Below are 17,249 nucleotides of genomic sequence, written 5' to 3' on the forward strand. Positions count from 1 at the left end.
TTTCAAGGAGACGTTGTAGGCAGAACCGTGCTCCTCACAATATTCCTGTCCTGCCCTGATCGACTCAACCCCTCTTCAACGAGCCTGTCCTGAGCCTGCCAAAGAGGCTCAGGGCGAACGGTGAACGAAGGGTTCAGGGCAGCTGTTAGTGTATCACTAGCGCCGATTCTCGCGGATGAGCAGGACATAAATCGAGAGAGCGACAAGGATCATGAAGAAAATTGCCGACCAATCCGGAAGAGTAAGCGAAGCAAATTTCCACGTGACATCGGCACAATCGCCATTTGCTTCGAACATGACGGGCCACCATCGTGCCAGCGGCAGCGCGTTCAGAAACTCTTCTTCGGGGCTGATACCGCATTCGAATGCCCCCGGGTAGCGGACAAGCCAGGCCTGCCGCAAGGCAACCAGTCCTCCGGTGAACGCAAAGACTGTCATCAGGCCGGCATAGATGCGGCGACCTGTTGTTCCCGGAATATGAAAAAAACCGGCCAGCGCAGTTAAGCCTGTCAACCAGTAGGCAATGCGCTGCACGACACAAAGCGGGCATGGCAAAAGATTTTTCACGAGTTGCAGATAAAGCGCATAGCTGATCAGGGCCGCGCACCCCAGGAATATCGCCAGCCATATGCTCCGTACCGGCGTCATGGGGTTACTCATACCCGACTCCCGTTACCCGCCCTGGCTCATCGATGGCAGTTTTCTTCGTTTTGCGCATCCCGCCCGATACAATTTTATATTCCAGTAAGCGGCACTCCAGCGCGCCGTTGAAGAGCGGAATCCGGCGCGAGGCTGTCAAACGTATGAGCTTGGGAAGCTGCGGATCAGCAGTCAGTATGTAGGCATTCCATCCGCTGAATTTCTTCTTGAGCACGTCTCCGAGTTTCGGGTAAAACTCCATGAGCTGTTTCTGCTCCCCCAATCTCACCCCGTAGGGCGGGTTGGTGACAAGAAAGCCAGAGAACGCCGGCGCGGATAGTTCCAGCACGTTCGCCTGCTTGAGAGTAACCGCTTCAGAAAGCCCGGCAGCCGCCAGATTGGCTTGGGCAACAGCAATCGCACTGCCATACAAATCGCTGCCGTATATCGGTTGCTGCGATTTCGTCTTTTGCTTTGCAATTGCCGCCTTTCTGATCTGTTCCCATCGTTTTTTGTCAAATATCCTGAGCTTTTCGAAAGCAAAACCCCGTTCCAGTCCTGGGGGTATATTCAGTGCAATTTGTGCCGCTTCGAGCAGAAAGGTTCCGCTCCCGCACATGGGATCAAGCAGCGGAATTCCTGGGCGCCAGTCTGCCAGCGATAAAATTCCTGCAGCAAGATTTTCCCGTAGTGGAGCCTCTCCGATATTCTTTCGGAGGCCACGCTTGAATAACGCATCACCCGAGGTATCCAGATACAGAGAAATCCTGCGGGCATCGAGAAAGCCGTGAATCCGGATATCCGGTTGCCCGGTATCGACACTTGGCCGGCTGCCGACAACTTCGCGGAACCTGTCGCAGACTCCATCCTTGATCCTGAGCGTAACGAAATCCAAGCTCTGCAACGGACACTTGATAGCAGCCACGTTGACCTTGATTGTAAGCGCCGGAGCGAACCAATCGTGCCAGGGCAAGTGGCGCGCAACCTTATATACGTCAATTTCGGTAGCGTAAGGTTCGCTGGCCACGCGCCAGAGAACACGGCTGGCAATACGGCTTTCCAGATTGGTTCGATAGCAGGTATCCCAGTCTCCCTGGAATTCCACGCCCCCGTCCTGACGATTTATGGCAGATGCATCGAGGCGCTCCAGCTCGGCAACGAGCGCGGATTCCACGCCACGGGGACAAGGAGCAAAAAAATGATGAAGCGTCACAGGATGACAGAATGCAGGCGGGTCACGAATATCAGGGGAACCTGATCCCCGGATACTCACAGAAATGGGTTTATCTTGCTGTCCACGAGCCGTAGGCAAGCAGGGCCCACGCCGTGAGGAATGACACGCCGCCCAATGGGGTGATGGCGCCAAGGCCGCGTATGCCCGTGAGGCTCAGCGCATAAAGACTGGCAGAAAACAGAACAATTCCGGCACACATCAGCCATCCGGATAACGCCACCCATTTGGAAGCGGGAAACTGAAACAGCACGAGACCCACTGCGATAAGGCCGAGCGCATGATAAAAATGATACTGCACACCGGTCTGGTATACGGCCAGCATATCAGCGGAGAGCGTCTGCTTCAGGCCGTGCGCGCCGAACGCACCCAAAGCGACGCAGAGAAATGCATTGACTGCGCCCAGCGTGAGAAAGATTTTTGGAGACATATTTTTGTGGAAAGAGCTGATAGGATTCAGTGGCAGAGACCAGTGGCAGAAACATATAAACGGAATTGAATGGCAACGATCTCCATAGCGTCTTTTTATCCGGGAAAAACTTATCTCTCCCCTGCGGGAGAACGGGAGTTCGATGCGGATTCGGTACAATCCCACCAACGGTCAAGTCTGCACTACCCTTGGCTGAATGTCCAGACTCGACAGAAGGTTATGGAATGCGATCCTGCATACGCATTCCCACTACTCGCCCTTCTCCATCACGGACGCCTTGCTCCATCCTTTCGCAAACGTCACGCGGATGACATCACCAACGTCGACCTGATCATTTCTTCTCAATACCGTGCCATCGGGGGTATAAGCAATACTGTAGCCTCGCGCCAGAACGGAATCCGGATTCAGATGGGAAAGATTTGCTTCCCTGCGCTGCAAGTGCATGCCGAGAGTTTCAATCCGGGATGCGATCGCCCGCTGAAGGCGTAGACCGAGTTCCTGCTGGCGCTCTTCCAGCCGTGGAATGTCGGGCCTGGCAATCTTCATGCGCTGCTGGAGCTCGCGCAAGCGCCAACACCGCTCTTTCGCATGACGTTGCCATGCTCTTTCCAGGCGTTCGCGCAAACGCGCAAGCTGTACCAGTTGGGCTTCGATACGCTTTCCCGGATGCACCAGGCGGCATCCCAGCATATCGGTATGCTGCATCCGGCTTTCGATGCGCCGCTGGATCGCGCGATGCATGCGTCCACAAAGAATTTCTCCACGTCTCGCCAGTTCTGCGCGGTCCGGACACACGAGCTGGGATGCGCCGGTCGGCGTGGGCGCCCGGACATCGGCGACAAAATCCGCAATGGTAAAATCGGTTTCGTGACCTACTCCGCTGACAATGGGAATGGAACAAGCCGCAATTGCGCGTGCCACAACCTCCTCGTTGAAAGCCCACAGATCCTCCAGAGAACCACCGCCCCGGCACAGTATCAGTACATCGCACTCAGCCCGGCTTGCAGCGGTTTGAATGGCGCTCGCGATCTTTACTGAAGCGCCGGCGCCCTGAACAGGCGTTGGATAAACGATTATGGGGACGGAAGGCATGCGTCGCTGCAAGGTGGACAGTACATCATGCAGCGCGGCGGCAGCAGGAGAAGTGATGATTCCAATCTGCTTTGGAAACTCGGGCAATGGTTTCTTACGCTCGGAATCGAACAATCCTTCTTTTCCAAGCCTCGCCTTGAGTTGCTCGAAAGCTTCAAACAGCGAACCGAGTCCGGCATGGCGGATAGTCTCGATGTTCAGTTGGAAATCGCCGCGCGCATGATATAGCGTTACCAGCGCCCGCACTTCCACCCGCATGCCGTCCCGGGGCTGCCAGTCCAGGTACTGGTTTTTTTCCCGGAACATGACACAGCGCACCTGAGCAATCTCATCCTTCAGGGAGAAGTACCAGTGGCCGGAGCCATAACACTTGATATTGGAAATCTCGCCAGCCACCCAGGACAATGGAAAAGCCTGCTCCAGCAACTCCTTGGCGTTGCGGTTCAATTCGCTCACGCTCATGACCGCCCGCTCGAAACCCATTTCCAGAACGTGATTCATCTTGACATTTTACAATAATCCACACCTGTCACGAAAATAGCATATTATGCAGCGCCAACCCGCGCGAAATCTGGGTATAATGTAACCTTATGTTTTTAAATTAATATATGATAAGTTCAAAAATTAGTCTAGTCAGAAAAAGTTGTTATGGAAGGGCGACTTAAAAGCTCTATCTGCATATTACCCACAAACTTATCCACAGCAATTGTGGACAATAAAAAACCTTTCATTCTTGCTGAAATCACAGCAGCACGCTACATTAAGACCATCCCCGAAGCCCTGATTCGCTCTGATTCGGACTCTATTTCTGTATTTTTGCCAAGGAGACTCCCTCCGTGTTCGCGTTGATTCAAGCCGCCGGCTGGCCGATCTGGCCGATCATTCTGGCATCCATCGTCGCGGTAGCCATCATCGGCGAGCGCATCTGGGCGCTGCGCCTCAGCGTGGTCGCACCGCGGAATCTCTTGCCGCTGGTAGTGCGTGAGTACCGCGAAGCGGGCGTGTCTTCCGAAATGCTCGGCCGTCTCCAGAAGCATTCTCCCCTCGGTCAGATTTTTTCTGCCGGACTGAAAAATGACACCAGTACGCGGGAAGTCATGAAAGAATCCATAGAAGAAGCCGGTCGTGCCGTTGCCCATCAACTGGAACGCTATCTCACCACTCTGGGAACGATCGGCTCCATAAGCCCGTTGATGGGCCTGTTCGGGACACTGGTCGGCATGATCGAAATATTCGGCGCAACCACTCCTGCCAGCGGCAACAACCCGGCGCAACTGGCGCATGGCATCTCCGTAGCGCTTTATAATGCCGCTTTTGGCATCCTTGTCGCCATTCCCAGTATCATGTTTTACCGGTATTTCCGCGCGAAGGTGGATGAGCTGATAATAGAGATGGAATTGCAGGCATTGAAACTGGTGGAAATCATTCATGGCGAAAGAAAGGGCTGATTACTGGAGACGTTATGCCCGATCCATTATAACCCGCTCACCTGAAACTGCTCTTATCCGCTCTCATCCATTGCTCTCCTATTCCATCGAATCCTGGTCATGAATTTCCAGCGCGGCAGACACAAAGAAGAACCTGAAATCAATCTGGTCCCGATGATCGATGTGCTGCTTGTCATCCTGATTTTTCTGATGATCACTACCACCTACTCCCGGTTTTCGGAACTGGAAATCACTTTGCCGCAAGCCTCCTCCGAAAAATCCGGCGAGCGATCGAATGTCATCGATATCTCGGTCAGCGCGACCGGGAACTACATGATCAATCGAACGCCTATCCAGTTTCGGAATGTTGCCCAGTTCCACGACGAATTGCGAACGGCAGCAGGAAGCCGTGTAGACCCGGTGATAGTCATCAATGCGGACGCCAGGGCAACGCACCAGTCAGTTATAACAGTGATGGAGGCAGCGCGAATGGCGGGATACAATCGCATCACTTTCACCACTCAGAACCGGGAATAGTGCTGGAAGACCGAAGGCCGACGAAAAATCGGGCTTCGCCTTATTATCTGGTCAGAAAATTATTATGAATCCCGTCATTCCGGGCTTGACCTAGAATCCAGCCAAGCCAACAATGGCGTCCTTTGAACATTGGAAAACAGCTTCAAGCAGAGTGCCTGGAAAATGGCTGGGCTGATTGCAAGCAACTGATTGAGGTGAAACCTTAAAATTGAGGCTGAATTATGGATCCGAAATTGCTCGACATTCTGGTATGCCCGTTATGCAAATCGCCGCTGCTGTACCGGAAGTCTCAAAACGAACTCATCTGCAAGGCCGACAGGCTGGCATTCCCCATCAGGGATGGAATTCCCATCATGCTGGAAGATGAAGCCCGAAAGCTGCCGGTGGAGGAAGAAATCAGCTGACAGAATGTCCAGTGGCATTGGATTTCTGGTCTCTGGAAGCCTGAAAGGATGTGAAGAATGAAGAGTCTGAATAGTGAGGCGGTTCTTGGCGCTCTGATAGCGGACAGCGCCGCCCTAGGGCTGCACTGGATTTATGATTCTGCCCGCATCGCAGAGATCGAAGCAGCTCGGGGTCCGCGGGGCCTGTATTTCTGCAACCGGAGGAGGCAAATTATGCCGGGGGAAAGGGATACTTTGCGCATGGCGGAAAGATGTCCGGCGAGTCAAGCTCCTATGGAGAGGTTTGTCTGCTGATGCTGCAGCACCTGGCAAAGCACGGACGGTTCAACCGGGTCGAGTATCAGAGCGAATATCGCGCCTGCTTCGGGCCGGGCGGGAAATACGTGGGGTATATTGATTCCCCTACTCGCTTCACGCTGCGCACATTGTTACCACTGGAACCGGCGGAATTTCCGGCAGCCTCCGGCGCGGATGACGACCAGCATCCATCCCTGTCAGCGATCCCACCGCTGGTGGCCGCACACACAGGAACACTGGATGAGCTCATGCCGCGGGTCGATGAAGTGGTGCGCATAACAAACAATAACGAAACGGCCGTTGCCGCCGCGCAATGTTCTGCCGCAGCGTTATTCAACCTTTTGCATGGCATGTCAATGCCACAAGCCCTGGCAGATGCTTTGCCGCTTGCAGGCAGCGTGCTCCGGCCGCTGCTTGAAGAAGCACTCTCAATGCCCAGGCCGGATGGTATCGGTGCAACTGAACGCTTCGGTCCCGCCTGTCACGTCACGGAAGGTCTGCCTGTCATCTTCCACATTGCGCAAACTGCCAGCGATTACCGGAGCGCAGTCGAAACCAACATACGCGCGGGTGGAGACAGCTGCGGCCGATCGATCATGCTGGGCGCCCTCGTGGCGACACATGCGGCAAGACAGAATACTTACGAATTCCCCATTCCGTTTCAGTGGCTGGCGCGATATCGGAAGTTCGCGGAGGCTGCAGACGCCTGCGCAGTCATTCAATGATAAAACGCCAAGGCGAGCGACAAAGCAGGCAGCAAGACAGGGACAAATAGACGAAGCACGTAATCAGGTCAAATCCACCACCGTTCCTTCAAGCACATCAATAAGCTGGGTCGGAAAGATGCCCAGCCATATAAGCAATAACGCCAGCGCCGCCAGCGTTACACTTTCCGCAAAGGAGGGTGATGCAACGCGCGGCATGATTGCTTCACCGGTTGCCTCCGAGCCCGACGCATACATCACTGTGATAATACGCAGGTAATAGAACAGCGCGATGATGCTGCCGACAACCAGCGCAATCACAGGCATCCATAACGATGCTTCCACCCCGGCCGTTACTATATAGAACTTGCCGATAAAGCCCATTGTCAGGGGGATTCCAGTCAGCGACAGCAGCATGGCGGTAAACACTCCCGCCAGCCACGGCCTGTGCCAGAACAGACCTGCATAATCCGCCAGCCTGTCGCTATCCCTTTCCGCTGCACCATGCAATTCGCCCCCGGATTCGTCATTGAACCCGTCGGACAATACCGTTACCACACCGAAGGCGCCCAGCATGGTGACGAAATAGGCTGTCAGAAAATAAGCTACCGCCTCGATCGCCAGCTGATCAAAGGCCAGGAACCCGACCAGCAGATAGCCAAGCTGTGCAATGGAGGAATAGGCAAGAATCCGCTTGATGTTATCCTGTAACAGGGCGAGCAGGTTGCCAACCAAGATCGTCGTGACGGCAACCAGGCTCAATGAGAATGTGATCGACTGCGACTGGTGCGCGCCTGCCATGAGGAAATAGCGCAGCAGCAGGGCAAGCATGGCGCCCTTTGAAACAGTGGCGATGAATGCGGTAATCGGCGCAGGTGCACCTTCATATACATCCGGAGTCCACATGTGAAAGGGCACCAGCGCCAGTTTGAATCCAACACCGGTCACAATCAGTGCGAGCCCCGCCAACCCATAGAGTTCCAACGCTCCGTTAGGCTCAGCAAGCATTGTCCCGATTTTCACAAACTGCATCGTCCCAAGCTGCGCATAGACCAGCGCCATGCCAAACAAGAGCAACCCGGATGAGAACCCGGCGAGGATCAGGTACTTGATTCCTGCTTCGAGAGGACGCTCTGTGAATCGCGGATAGGCGATCAATGCAAACAACGAAATGCTGAGTAGTTCCAGACCCAGGAGAAACGAAGCAAAATGGCTGCTTGCCACCAGAACTCCCCCACCAAGGGCGGCCAGCAGTAACAGGATGTAAAGCGCTTCATGCCGGCTTTCGTCTCCGCCGAAGTAGCGGTAACACAGCACCGCGACGACAAAGGTCGCGACAACGATGAGTCCGATGAAAAACAGCGCGTAGTGATCCAGTACCAGCAGAGCCGTGACCTGAGGAGACGCGATGCCCGCGATACCGTGGGGCAGGAACAATGCCGCAAATGACAGAACCAGGCCGGCGAGCGTCAATATCATGACCGGCCGGGGATGACGGTAAAAGGCTGCGGCCAGCATCACCACTACCGCAGCTGCGGCAAGGAGAATGAGCGGTGACAGGGTCAAGAGGTCGAAGTGCAGGGAGTCGGAGTGTAGCGCGGAGGGCATCGGGTTCATTCCACATTGACCTCATGGCGGGTAACAGCAATCGCAGGCGGACTATTTGCGGTGTTTGGCGCGGCATTCAGTACCGGCTGCGGGTACAACCCCAGCCATAAGGTAATGGCTGCCATTGAATACAGGGTCGCCATTTCACGGCTTGAGAGATCATGTAGTTGCCAACCATGCTTATTCTCGCCATGAAAAGTTTTCTGCACCAGCGCAAGCGCATACACGACACTGGCGACAAATACCACGGTTGCGACGGACGCCAGCACGCTGCTGCTGGTGGATAATCCCATCAGTACCAGGAACTCCCCGACGAAATTACCCATTCCCGGCAGCCCAAGCGCGGCAATAGCAAAAAACAATCCCATTGCCGCCAGGCGCGGTACGACGCTCCACAGGCCTTCAAAGCGCTGCATATCGCGTGTATGGGTCCGCTCCTGCAAAATGCCTGCGATTACAAACAATGCTCCCGTACTGATGCCATGCGCGATCATCTGCATCACGGCTCCCCCAAGCGACCAGGGATTCCAGGCGAATATCCCGAGCACGGCAAAGCCCAGGTGACTTACGCTGGTGTAGGCCACGAGGCGCTTGAAATCCGTCTGGGCGAACGCCAGGAAAGCGCCATAGAGAACTCCGGTTGCTCCCAGCACCATCGCCACCGGAGCAAAATGCGCCGCGGCCTCTGGAAATAGCGGAACAATAAAGCGCAATAGTCCGTAGGCTCCTGTTTTCAGCAGCACTCCTGCAAGAATCACGCTTCCTGCTGTCGGCGCCTCGGTATGTGCATCCGGCAGCCAGGTATGAAATGGCACGATGGGCGTCTTGACTGCGAACGCAATGAAAAAGCCGAGCATGATCCACATCTCGGTGGAGGGAGACAGTGTGGCATTCAACAGATCGAAATAATCAAATGTCAGCACTCCAGTACTACGGTAATGGACGAATACCAGCGCGAGAATTGCCACCAGCATGAACATACCGCTCCCCTGCGCGAAAATGAAGAACTTGATTGATGCATACTGCCGATTCTCATGGCCCCAGATCCCAATCAGGAAATACATCGGCACCAGCATCAGCTCCCAGAAGAAGAAAAACAGAAACAGGTCCAGCGCAAGGAATACACCGATCGCCCCTGCCACAGTCCATAGCAGGTTGAAGTAAAAGAACCCGACACGCTTCTGGATTTCCGTCCAGGAACATGCCACCGATACTATCCCCAGAAAAGCGGTCAGCACGACCAGGATGAGGCTTATTCCATCCATGGCCAGATGAAAGCTCACTCCGAAACGCGGAATCCATTCCGCCCTGGTCTCGGCAAGCCACCCCCCGTGAGCGGGAAGAGCCATAGCGCTGGCAGACTGCAGCCAAAGGCATATCGTCAATACGAACTCGATGCCCACCGTGGCCAATGCGAGCCACTTTGCCGCGCCCGGATGCCAGCGATCCGCCATCCATGACAGCAAACCGCCCGCTACCGGAATGAAAATCAATGCAGCGAGGATCATGCGAATACCCCCATGAATATAATACCGATCGATCCGGCGGCAATCGCTGCCGCGTAGCGACGTACCTGTCCGCTTTGCGTTGCACTCAAGGCGCGATGGAAAAACAGACAAAGCCCGGCCAGGCCGCTATAGATATTGTCGATCAGGTCGTGCCGATTGATCTTCTGGAGCCACCTGAGTGTGCATGCAAACGCCATGCGGTAGATATCGTCGATCACGTCACGCTGATCGACATGTGCAAGCCAGAGATAGGGCCGGACGAACAGGAACTCATAAAAACTGTCGAAGCCCCAACCAAAATGCCAGAACTCCCGGATTCTTGCCAATGCCGGGATCAGCATCAGCCTATGGAGAAAGGTGGGATATCTCAAAAACAACAGGTATGCCAGCGCAATGCTGCCAAGAGAGGCAGCAATTGCGAGCAGTTCCAGAATGGTTTCGTCGTTTTTACCGGCATGAACGAGCTGAGTCGGCGGCAAGGCATGCTGAACAAAATCGGAAAACAGCGTTAAATTTCCGAGAAAAGGCGGGGTTTCAATCCATCCGCCCACCAGAGAGAATGCTGCAAGAACGACAAGCGGTATAGTTATGCGCAGCCCTGGCCGCCGGGTTTCGGGAGGCGTCGCAGTCCTCGCTTGGCCAAAAAAGACGAGAAACACCACGCGAAAGATGTAGAGTCCCGTCAATATTGCACCTCCCCACCCCGCGGCCCATAACCATGGATTCCCTCCTGTTGACGACCAGGCCTGCCAAAGAATCAGGTCCTTGCTGTAGAAGCCCGCAGTAACGAGCGGCAGCGCCGCGAGCGATGCGCTGCCAATCAGAAAAGTCCAGAATGTAACGGGAAGTTTTTTCCTCAATGCACCCATCCGGAAAATATCATGTTCCTCGTGCAGGCTCATGATGACCACACCTGCACTCAGGAACAGCAGAGCCTTGAAGAAAGCGTGCGTCACCAGGTGAAAGATGGCGGCTGACCAGGCGCCTACTCCCAGAGCAAGGAACATATAACCAAGCTGGCTGATGGTCGAATAGGCCAGCACCCGCTTGATGTCGTTTTGCGCAAGCGCACTGAATCCCGCCAGCAGCAGGGTAAGGGCGCCGACCACTGCTACCGCAAGCTGCACTACTGGGGCGAGCGTAAAGAGCGCATGCGTGCGGGCGATCAGATATACGCCTGCTGTTACCATAGTCGCCGCATGCATCAGCGCGCTCACTGGTGTGGGGCCGGCCATTGCATCAGGCAGCCAAGTCTGTAGCGGGAGCTGGGCAGATTTGCCCACCGCACCGCCAAGCAGAAGCGCTGCAGCGAGAATAGCGAGCTCCGACCCCTCCGGCCACTGCTGCGTCGCGCGCTGCATCAACGGCTGGATATCAAGGGTTCCCAGATGAGTGAACAGCAGAAAAAAGCCGATCGCCATGGCGGTATCGCCGACCCGGGTCACGATAAATGCTTTGCGCGCCGCGCGCCCATTGGCAGGGTCGCGATACCAGAATCCGATCAGCAGGTAGCTGCAAAGTCCCACCCCTTCCCAGCCCAGGTAAAGAAACAGCAGATTGTCGGCAAGAACCAGGATGCACATCGAGCCGACGAAGAGATTCATATAGGCGAAAAAGCGCGCATAGCCCTCATCGCGACTCATGAACTCTGTGGAATAAAGATGTATCAGGAAACTGATGACAGTCACGACCAGGACCATCACCAGTGATAAGGCGTCAAGATAAAAAACAATTCCTGGCGAGAAATCGACCACAGCGATCCAGGTCCATGCTTCCTGCCGGAAAACAAAACCCGGTGGCGGCGCAGCGACGAAGTCGATTCCGATCAGGATGGCAATGAGTGCCGAGAGAGCCACCGATCCCGTCCCGATTACCGCGATACTGCGATGCCCCAGATGGTTTCCACCCAGCACCAGCAGCAGGAAGCCGGCTAGAGGCAGCGTGGGAATAAGCCAGAGCAGGGGCAGCATATTATCACCCCCGCATCTTGCTTACCGCATCGGCGTCCAGTGTCTGGAAGCGGCGGTGCAACAGCAGCAGCAATGCCAGGCCGACAGAGACTTCGGCCGCCGCCACTGACAGGATAAAGATGAACATCACCTGCCCGTCGGCCTGGACCCAGTGTGAACCGGCCACCACGAAGGCAAGTCCGGCAGCATTCAGCATGATCTCGATCGACATCAGGATAAAAATCAGGTTGCGCCGCACAAGGATGCCGGTCATTCCCAGCGCGAAGAGGATTGCGGCGAGTAGCAGGCCATGATGCATGGGAACAGCAGCCGCAACTGTGGTAGCAGCGGATGCGGCGGCCGTCGTCACGACTCCGCTCCATCCGAACGGGATGCCGAATGCGAACCGAAACGTGGCTCGGTGTGCCAGCCGAGATGACAGGCGCCGACCAATCCCGCCAGCAGCAGCAGCGATGCCAGCTCGACACCGAGGAGATAGGGCCCGAAGAGCGCGATGCCGACTTCCTTCGAATCGACCACAACCCCGCTGGAGATTATGGCACCGCCATACGCGCCCTGCATATCCTGTACATTCTGAACAAGGATATAAATCAGTTCTGCCAGGAGCAATGCCGACAGTATGGAGGGTCCCACCCACATGCCGGGACTCAACCATTCCCGCTCCTTGACCGCGGCGGCTTTGCCGAGGTTGAGCATCATGATCACGAACACGAACAGCACCATGACAGCGCCTGCGTAAATGATGACCTCCAGTGCGGCGACAAACGGCGCCCCCAGCACAAAAAAGATGATCGCCACCGCAAGCAGGGATACGATCAGGTAGAGCAATGCATGTACGGCGCTCGCCCGCGTAATGACCATCAGCGTGGCTGCGGCGGCAACCGCTCCGGACAAGTAGAATGTCGCTTCCATAACCTCCTCCTGAATCAGTAATCAAAGGTACGGATCAAGGCAACAGCGAATGCGGGTCTACCGGAGGCGCTTCATTCTCGGCCTCGCCCTTGTTTTTTCCTCCGATCGTAGCTCCCGCCACCCGGTAGAAGTTATAGCCGGGATATTTGCCGGTGCCATCGATTAACAGATCCTCTTTTTCATACACCAGGTTTTTCCGGTTGTATTCGCCCATTTCAAAGTCCGGCGTAAGCTGGATCGCGTCGGTAGGGCAGGCCTCTTCGCAATATCCGCAAAAAATGCAGCGCGAAAAATTGATGCGGAAGAACTCGGGGTAGCGGCGTCCGTGCTCATCTTCGGTGGCTTGAAGCGCGATGCAATCCACTGGGCAGGCTGCCGCACAGAGGTAGCAGGCGACACAGCGTTCCTCCCCGTCCGGATCGCGGCTTAGAATGATGCGTCCGCGCCAGCGCGGCGGGATGTTGGGCTTCTCATCCGGGTATTGAATGGTTACCCGGCGGCGGAACATGTGCAGAAAAACGATCCACATTGTCTTCAGAGAATTCCACATGATCTTCTCCCGAAGCTATATGAGCAGTTATGCCGTTGACAATACGACTGCGCCGGTGATCAACAAATTGACAAGCGTGACTGGCAGCATGACTTTCCAGCCATAGGCCATCAACTGATCGTAACGGGGGCGTGGCAATGCCGCCCGCAGCAGGACGAAGCAGGCGACGACGATAAAAGTCTTGAGCAGAAACCAGACCAGTGGAGGCAGCAGTGGGCCCAGCCACCCGCCGAAGAATAAGGTGACGATCATTGCCGAGATAAGGGTGATACCGACGTATTCGCCAATGAAAAACAGACCGAACTTCATGCTGGAATATTCGGTATGAAAGCCTGCGACCAGCTCGTTCTCCGACTCGGGCAAATCGAAAGGAAGCCTGCGCGCCTCGGCAATGCCTGCTACGGCAAAAGTTGCCAGGCCCAGGATCTGCGGCACACAAAACCAGAGATTTTCCTGCGCGGCAACGATATCGCGCAGGTTGAATGAACCGGCGAGCATGACAACACCCATGAGCGCCAGACCCATGAAAACCTCATAGCTCAACATCTGTGCCGCTGCGCGCAAGCCCCCGAGCAGCGAATATTTGCTGTTGGATGCCCATCCACCCAGCACGATGCTATAGACGCCAAGCGAAGACATGGCAAGAAAAAACAATAATCCGATGTTCAGATCGACCACGCCGATGCCCGGCGCGATTGGCACGACGGCAAACGCAAGCAGCGTGGTGACGGCAACGATTGCCGGCGCCAGCACGAACACCGCCCTGTCTGCAAAGGGGGGTATCCAGTCCTCCTTGGTAAGAAGCTTGATCGAATCAGCGACGATTTGCAGAACCCCGAAGGGCCCTACCCGATTGGGTCCATAGCGATCCTGCCACAGGCCGAGCAGGCGGCGCTCGATCCAGGACAGCATCGCCGAGAAAGCAAACACGACGGCCAGGATCAAAATCAGGTTCGCCCAGATGATGGCCCATTCATTCATGACTGAATCCACTATTCATGGCTGAATCCATTCGGAGCTTCTTTCCTCTATCTATCCTTACATTTGCTTTCCCTTCTCCGCCTTTCCCCTTTACACCTTCTTTAGCTCGCCCCATGCTGGCAAGGCGACTCCCGCAAGATTACCCATGCCTGTCAGGCTGACAGGGAGCCCCGCAGTACCGTGCAGCAGCGCAGGCTTGAAGCGCAGCGTCAGCCGGAAAATTTCAGCGGGAGTAGTGGCGGCATTCGCCGAGCCATCTGCCGCTGAGCCATCTGCCGTGACATCCGTCTGCGCCCTCAAGCGCAACTGCACCTCATCCCCTGCAGTCAATCCGAGATTACTTGCATCCTCCGGGTTGAGCGCGAGATAGGGCTGGGCACTGAGCTCGGCGATGCCGGGCGCGAGGATGCTCAACTCCTCCGAACCAAAGATGTGGTGCAACGGCAACAGCAGCCATTCGCCCGGGCGCGGCTCGAAGCCGGGCGGTATATTTTCAAAATAAGCAGCTTTTTTCCCCGGCGTCGCCTGGATCAGGCGCTCGCCTGGATCCCCCCCGGAAAGCTGACCACCCACTTCGTCCTGGAACTTGTTTAACGCCTGTATCGAATTCCAGCCGGGGGCCCAAAACCGGGGAATAAGCGACGGCGGCGGATGACCCAGGTAGCCTTCCATCGAAAATGCCAAGGCTGTATCGGGATCATGCGGCTGTTCGGGTTCGTGGATGTTTACATTGGCGTGCATGGCGGTGCGTCCGCTATAACGATGGGACTCACGCGGAATCTTCTGTCCGTCCATACGAAAAGCCGCCGGGGGGGCGGCGCGTAAAATGGGTTCCAGGAAGGGAATCGCCGCAACGCAAGCAGCAGTGACATCGTCCAGGCTTGACCATTGCCTTTCGTCCCCGCGGCCGGCAACTATGATGTCCCGCATCCAGCGCCAGCTTTCCTGGATATCGCCGGGAATATCGCGTGGAGTATCACCCTTGATATCACCTTCGATCTCACCCTTGGGTACAAATACCTGAAAGAACCGTTGCGCCCGGCCTTCGTTATTCACAAGGGTGCCATCGGCCTCGGCAAAGGTCGCGGCCGGCAACACCATGTCAGCCTTCGCGCTGGTCGCATGCTCAATGTGGTCGATCATCACGATGTGCCGCGCGGCAGCGAGAAGCCGATCAACCATGGCGGCATCTCCCCGCCGATAAAGATCATTTTCGAGAATGATGAGAATATCCGCAGCAGCATCGTTCATCGCTTCCAGTGCGGTTTCGAGACTGCCGCCACCCAGCAGCATGGCGCCAAGACTGTTACATTCAGGAACTACATAGCAGAGCTCAGCAGGGCGACCCATATTGCAAAGCGCCCATGTCACATTGGCTGCTGCCTCAACTACGGCGTTGTCTCCGCAACCCATGCCGGAAATGACCAGCGGGCGCTCTGCTGCCATCAGCTTTTCGGCGATTGCACCTGCCAATGCCTGTGTCGTGTCGGACAAATCCGGTACCTGCGGCGCGATCGGATCGAGTGCATGCGCTATTGCGAGCCCCAGACGGGCTAATTCAGCGGGAGGTCCCCGGAAGGTGCGGGTGGCGATATCATCGATCCGGGTATTCGCCATGGTGGCGATAAACAATGGCCCATGCTCTTCCTGCATCGCTGCACGCACCGCATGATCATTCCAGAGCGGAATATCCATTTTTTTCGCTATCTTTTCCGGCTGCCGGCGCACCGACTGCCGCAGGGCCAGTCCGAGGCGCGGCGCGGTATTGGCCACATCCTCACCCAATACCAGCACCGCATCCGCCAATTCCACTTCATGCAATGACGGGGTGCGGGCAGGGCCTTTCTTTAAAATATCCAGAACGGAAGCAAGCAGGCGGGAATCCCTTTCAGAGATTCCGAGATAAAACCGGTCGCGCCCAACGAAGGTGCGCAACGCAAAATTGGCTTCGAGCGAAGCGCGCGGAGAACCGATACCGATCGCCCGGGTCCTGCCGGATAACATTTCGCCCAGATGCTGAAGCGCATCGCGTTTGCTGGCAAGTTGCAGTGGTTCGGTTCTGTTTTTTCGCAGCAGGGGTTGTCTGGTCCGGCGCTCGCTATTGACAAATTCGTAGCCGTAGCGGCCGCGGTCACACAGGAAATAACCATTTACCGCCCCGTTGAAGCGGTTGCGGATGCGCCGCAACGCACCGTAACGCTCGCCGGGAATGGTGTTGCAACCCAGCCCGCAATGCACACACACCGATGGCGCCGTTTGCAAATCCCACTTGCGCGTATAGTGCCGCTTCAGTGTCTTATCAGTAAAAACACCGGTAGGGCAAATCTCCACCAGGTTCCCACTGAACTCGCTTTCGAGAACGCCATCCTGATGACGGCCGAAGTAGACCTGATTGCGCAGCATCAGTGCATCCAGGTCCCGACCGCCGGCATACTCACGATAAAACCGCGTGCAGCGATAGCATTGAATGCAGCGATTCATCTCGTGGTTGACCAGCGGGCCGAGGTCCTGGTTGTGGAAGGTGCGCTTGCGGCCATGGTAGCGGCGATAGACATGCCCATTCATGACCGTCATATCCTGCAGATGGCATTCGCCGCCCTCGTCACACACCGGGCAATCGTGCGGATGATTCACCATCAGCCATTCCGCCACACTCGTGCGAAATTCCTTTGCTTCGGGATCGTCGATGGAAATCCGGATTCCGTCTTTAGTGGCAGTCATGCACGCCATGACAATCTTGCCGCGCTTGTCTTCCTCGTTCTTGAACTGCTTGATCGCGCACTGGCGGCACGCGCCTACCGAGCCGAGCGCGGGATGCCAGCAGAAATAAGGCAGGTTGAATCCCAGCGAAAGGCACTCCTGCAATAAATTCTCACCATCTTTGGCAGGATAGGGACGATTGTCGATATGGATAGTCGTCATCACACTCGCCTTGCCAGCCTCGCTATATTTCCCGTTT

General features: G+C 55.8%; 16 protein-coding genes. 4 read left to right on the forward strand and 12 right to left on the reverse strand.

What is annotated here, in order from left to right; translation table 11 throughout:
- Window positions 1-156: 156 nt before the first annotated feature.
- The 4 genes from AC52W5_RS10395 to xseA form a co-directional block, all read right to left on the reverse strand.
- Window positions 157-660: a disulfide bond formation protein B gene (locus AC52W5_RS10395; protein WP_495670943.1), complete on the reverse strand. Its 504-nt coding sequence runs from the start codon at window positions 658-660 to the stop codon at window positions 157-159.
- Window positions 653-1,852, reverse strand: a complete 1,200-nt coding sequence (locus AC52W5_RS10400) for a THUMP domain-containing class I SAM-dependent RNA methyltransferase (RefSeq protein ID WP_495670944.1) — start codon at window positions 1,850-1,852, stop codon at window positions 653-655. Before AC52W5_RS10400 ends, AC52W5_RS10395 begins: the two co-directional genes overlap by 8 nt.
- Before the next feature lie 70 nt (window positions 1,853-1,922).
- The gene (locus AC52W5_RS10405) at window positions 1,923-2,300 is read right to left on the reverse strand and encodes a DUF423 domain-containing protein (RefSeq protein WP_011380379.1); all 378 of its coding nucleotides are present in this window, start codon (window positions 2,298-2,300) and stop codon (window positions 1,923-1,925) included.
- Between the two features lie 249 nt (window positions 2,301-2,549).
- On the reverse strand, window positions 2,550-3,893 hold the full coding sequence (xseA, locus tag AC52W5_RS10410; protein ID WP_495670945.1) for an exodeoxyribonuclease VII large subunit: 1,344 nt from the start codon (window positions 3,891-3,893) through the stop codon (window positions 2,550-2,552).
- 335 nt (window positions 3,894-4,228) lie between these two features.
- Here xseA and AC52W5_RS10415 point away from each other — a divergent pair, with 335 nt between their 5' ends.
- The 4 genes from AC52W5_RS10415 to AC52W5_RS10430 all read left to right on the forward strand — a co-directional run bounded on the left by AC52W5_RS10415 (window position 4,229) and on the right by AC52W5_RS10430 (window position 6,782).
- On the forward strand, window positions 4,229-4,840 hold the full coding sequence (locus AC52W5_RS10415) for a MotA/TolQ/ExbB proton channel family protein (RefSeq protein ID WP_074973365.1): 612 nt from the start codon (window positions 4,229-4,231) through the stop codon (window positions 4,838-4,840).
- A 99-nt stretch (window positions 4,841-4,939) separates the two neighbouring features.
- Window positions 4,940-5,356 carry an ExbD/TolR family protein gene (locus tag AC52W5_RS10420; RefSeq protein WP_074973367.1) on the forward strand — a complete coding sequence of 139 codons (417 nt, stop codon included), beginning with the start codon at window positions 4,940-4,942 and terminating at the stop codon, window positions 5,354-5,356.
- Window positions 5,357-5,577: 221 nt separating this feature from the next.
- On the forward strand, window positions 5,578-5,760 hold the full coding sequence (locus AC52W5_RS10425) for a Trm112 family protein (protein WP_074973368.1): 183 nt from the start codon (window positions 5,578-5,580) through the stop codon (window positions 5,758-5,760).
- A 251-nt stretch (window positions 5,761-6,011) separates the two neighbouring features.
- Complete coding sequence (locus AC52W5_RS10430; RefSeq protein ID WP_495670946.1) at window positions 6,012-6,782, forward strand: ADP-ribosylglycohydrolase family protein; 771 nt, start codon at window positions 6,012-6,014, stop codon at window positions 6,780-6,782.
- A gap of 63 nt (window positions 6,783-6,845) precedes the next feature.
- On the opposite strand, the gene AC52W5_RS10435 is transcribed toward AC52W5_RS10430, so the two are convergent.
- The 8 genes from AC52W5_RS10435 to nuoG form a co-directional block, all read right to left on the reverse strand.
- Complete coding sequence (locus AC52W5_RS10435) at window positions 6,846-8,369, reverse strand: NADH-quinone oxidoreductase subunit N (protein ID WP_495670947.1); 1,524 nt, start codon at window positions 8,367-8,369, stop codon at window positions 6,846-6,848.
- Window positions 8,370-8,374: 5 nt separating this feature from the next.
- Complete coding sequence (gene nuoM, locus AC52W5_RS10440) at window positions 8,375-9,877, reverse strand: NADH-quinone oxidoreductase subunit M (protein WP_495670948.1); 1,503 nt, start codon at window positions 9,875-9,877, stop codon at window positions 8,375-8,377.
- Complete coding sequence (gene nuoL, locus AC52W5_RS10445; RefSeq protein ID WP_495670949.1) at window positions 9,874-11,847, reverse strand: NADH-quinone oxidoreductase subunit L; 1,974 nt, start codon at window positions 11,845-11,847, stop codon at window positions 9,874-9,876. The genes nuoM and nuoL overlap by 4 nt, the downstream gene beginning before the upstream one ends.
- A 4-nt stretch (window positions 11,848-11,851) precedes the next feature.
- Window positions 11,852-12,196, reverse strand: a complete 345-nt coding sequence (nuoK, locus tag AC52W5_RS10450) for an NADH-quinone oxidoreductase subunit NuoK (protein ID WP_495670950.1) — start codon at window positions 12,194-12,196, stop codon at window positions 11,852-11,854.
- Window positions 12,193-12,759, reverse strand: a complete 567-nt coding sequence (gene nuoJ / locus AC52W5_RS10455; RefSeq protein WP_495670951.1) for an NADH-quinone oxidoreductase subunit J — start codon at window positions 12,757-12,759, stop codon at window positions 12,193-12,195. Before nuoJ ends, nuoK begins: the two co-directional genes overlap by 4 nt.
- A gap of 34 nt (window positions 12,760-12,793) precedes the next feature.
- Window positions 12,794-13,309, reverse strand: coding sequence for an NADH-quinone oxidoreductase subunit NuoI (gene nuoI / locus AC52W5_RS10460; protein WP_107762152.1), 516 nt, complete (start codon window positions 13,307-13,309; stop codon window positions 12,794-12,796).
- 27 nt (window positions 13,310-13,336) lie between these two features.
- The gene (gene nuoH, locus AC52W5_RS10465; protein WP_074973381.1) at window positions 13,337-14,290 is read right to left on the reverse strand and encodes an NADH-quinone oxidoreductase subunit NuoH; all 954 of its coding nucleotides are present in this window, start codon (window positions 14,288-14,290) and stop codon (window positions 13,337-13,339) included.
- Between the two features lie 90 nt (window positions 14,291-14,380).
- Window positions 14,381-17,212 carry an NADH-quinone oxidoreductase subunit NuoG gene (nuoG, locus tag AC52W5_RS10470; protein ID WP_495670952.1) on the reverse strand — a complete coding sequence of 944 codons (2,832 nt, stop codon included), beginning with the start codon at window positions 17,210-17,212 and terminating at the stop codon, window positions 14,381-14,383.
- Window positions 17,213-17,249 lie beyond the last annotated feature (37 nt).

Source organism: Nitrosospira sp. CT (assembly GCF_059489795.1).

What these genes read in the sequence shown, in the direction of transcription:
- AC52W5_RS10420 (WP_074973367.1), top strand. Translation starts at nt 4,940, where the DNA reads ATGAATTTCCAGCGCGGCAGACACAAAGAAGAACCTGAAATCAATCTG.
- xseA (WP_495670945.1), bottom strand. Translation starts at nt 3,893, where the DNA reads ATGAATCACGTTCTGGAAATGGGTTTCGAGCGGGCGGTCATGAGCGTG.
- nuoM (WP_495670948.1), bottom strand. Translation starts at nt 9,877, where the DNA reads ATGATCCTCGCTGCATTGATTTTCATTCCGGTAGCGGGCGGTTTGCTG.
- AC52W5_RS10425 (WP_074973368.1), top strand. Translation starts at nt 5,578, where the DNA reads ATGGATCCGAAATTGCTCGACATTCTGGTATGCCCGTTATGCAAATCG.
- AC52W5_RS10405 (WP_011380379.1), bottom strand. Translation starts at nt 2,300, where the DNA reads ATGTCTCCAAAAATCTTTCTCACGCTGGGCGCAGTCAATGCATTTCTC.
- nuoH (WP_074973381.1), bottom strand. Translation starts at nt 14,290, where the DNA reads ATGAATGAATGGGCCATCATCTGGGCGAACCTGATTTTGATCCTGGCC.
- nuoL (WP_495670949.1), bottom strand. Translation starts at nt 11,847, where the DNA reads ATGCTGCCCCTGCTCTGGCTTATTCCCACGCTGCCTCTAGCCGGCTTC.
- nuoI (WP_107762152.1), bottom strand. Translation starts at nt 13,309, where the DNA reads ATGTGGAATTCTCTGAAGACAATGTGGATCGTTTTTCTGCACATGTTC.
- AC52W5_RS10430 (WP_495670946.1), top strand. Translation starts at nt 6,012, where the DNA reads ATGTCCGGCGAGTCAAGCTCCTATGGAGAGGTTTGTCTGCTGATGCTG.
- AC52W5_RS10395 (WP_495670943.1), bottom strand. Translation starts at nt 660, where the DNA reads ATGAGTAACCCCATGACGCCGGTACGGAGCATATGGCTGGCGATATTC.
- nuoJ (WP_495670951.1), bottom strand. Translation starts at nt 12,759, where the DNA reads ATGGAAGCGACATTCTACTTGTCCGGAGCGGTTGCCGCCGCAGCCACG.
- nuoG (WP_495670952.1), bottom strand. Translation starts at nt 17,212, where the DNA reads ATGACGACTATCCATATCGACAATCGTCCCTATCCTGCCAAAGATGGT.
- AC52W5_RS10435 (WP_495670947.1), bottom strand. Translation starts at nt 8,369, where the DNA reads ATGCCCTCCGCGCTACACTCCGACTCCCTGCACTTCGACCTCTTGACC.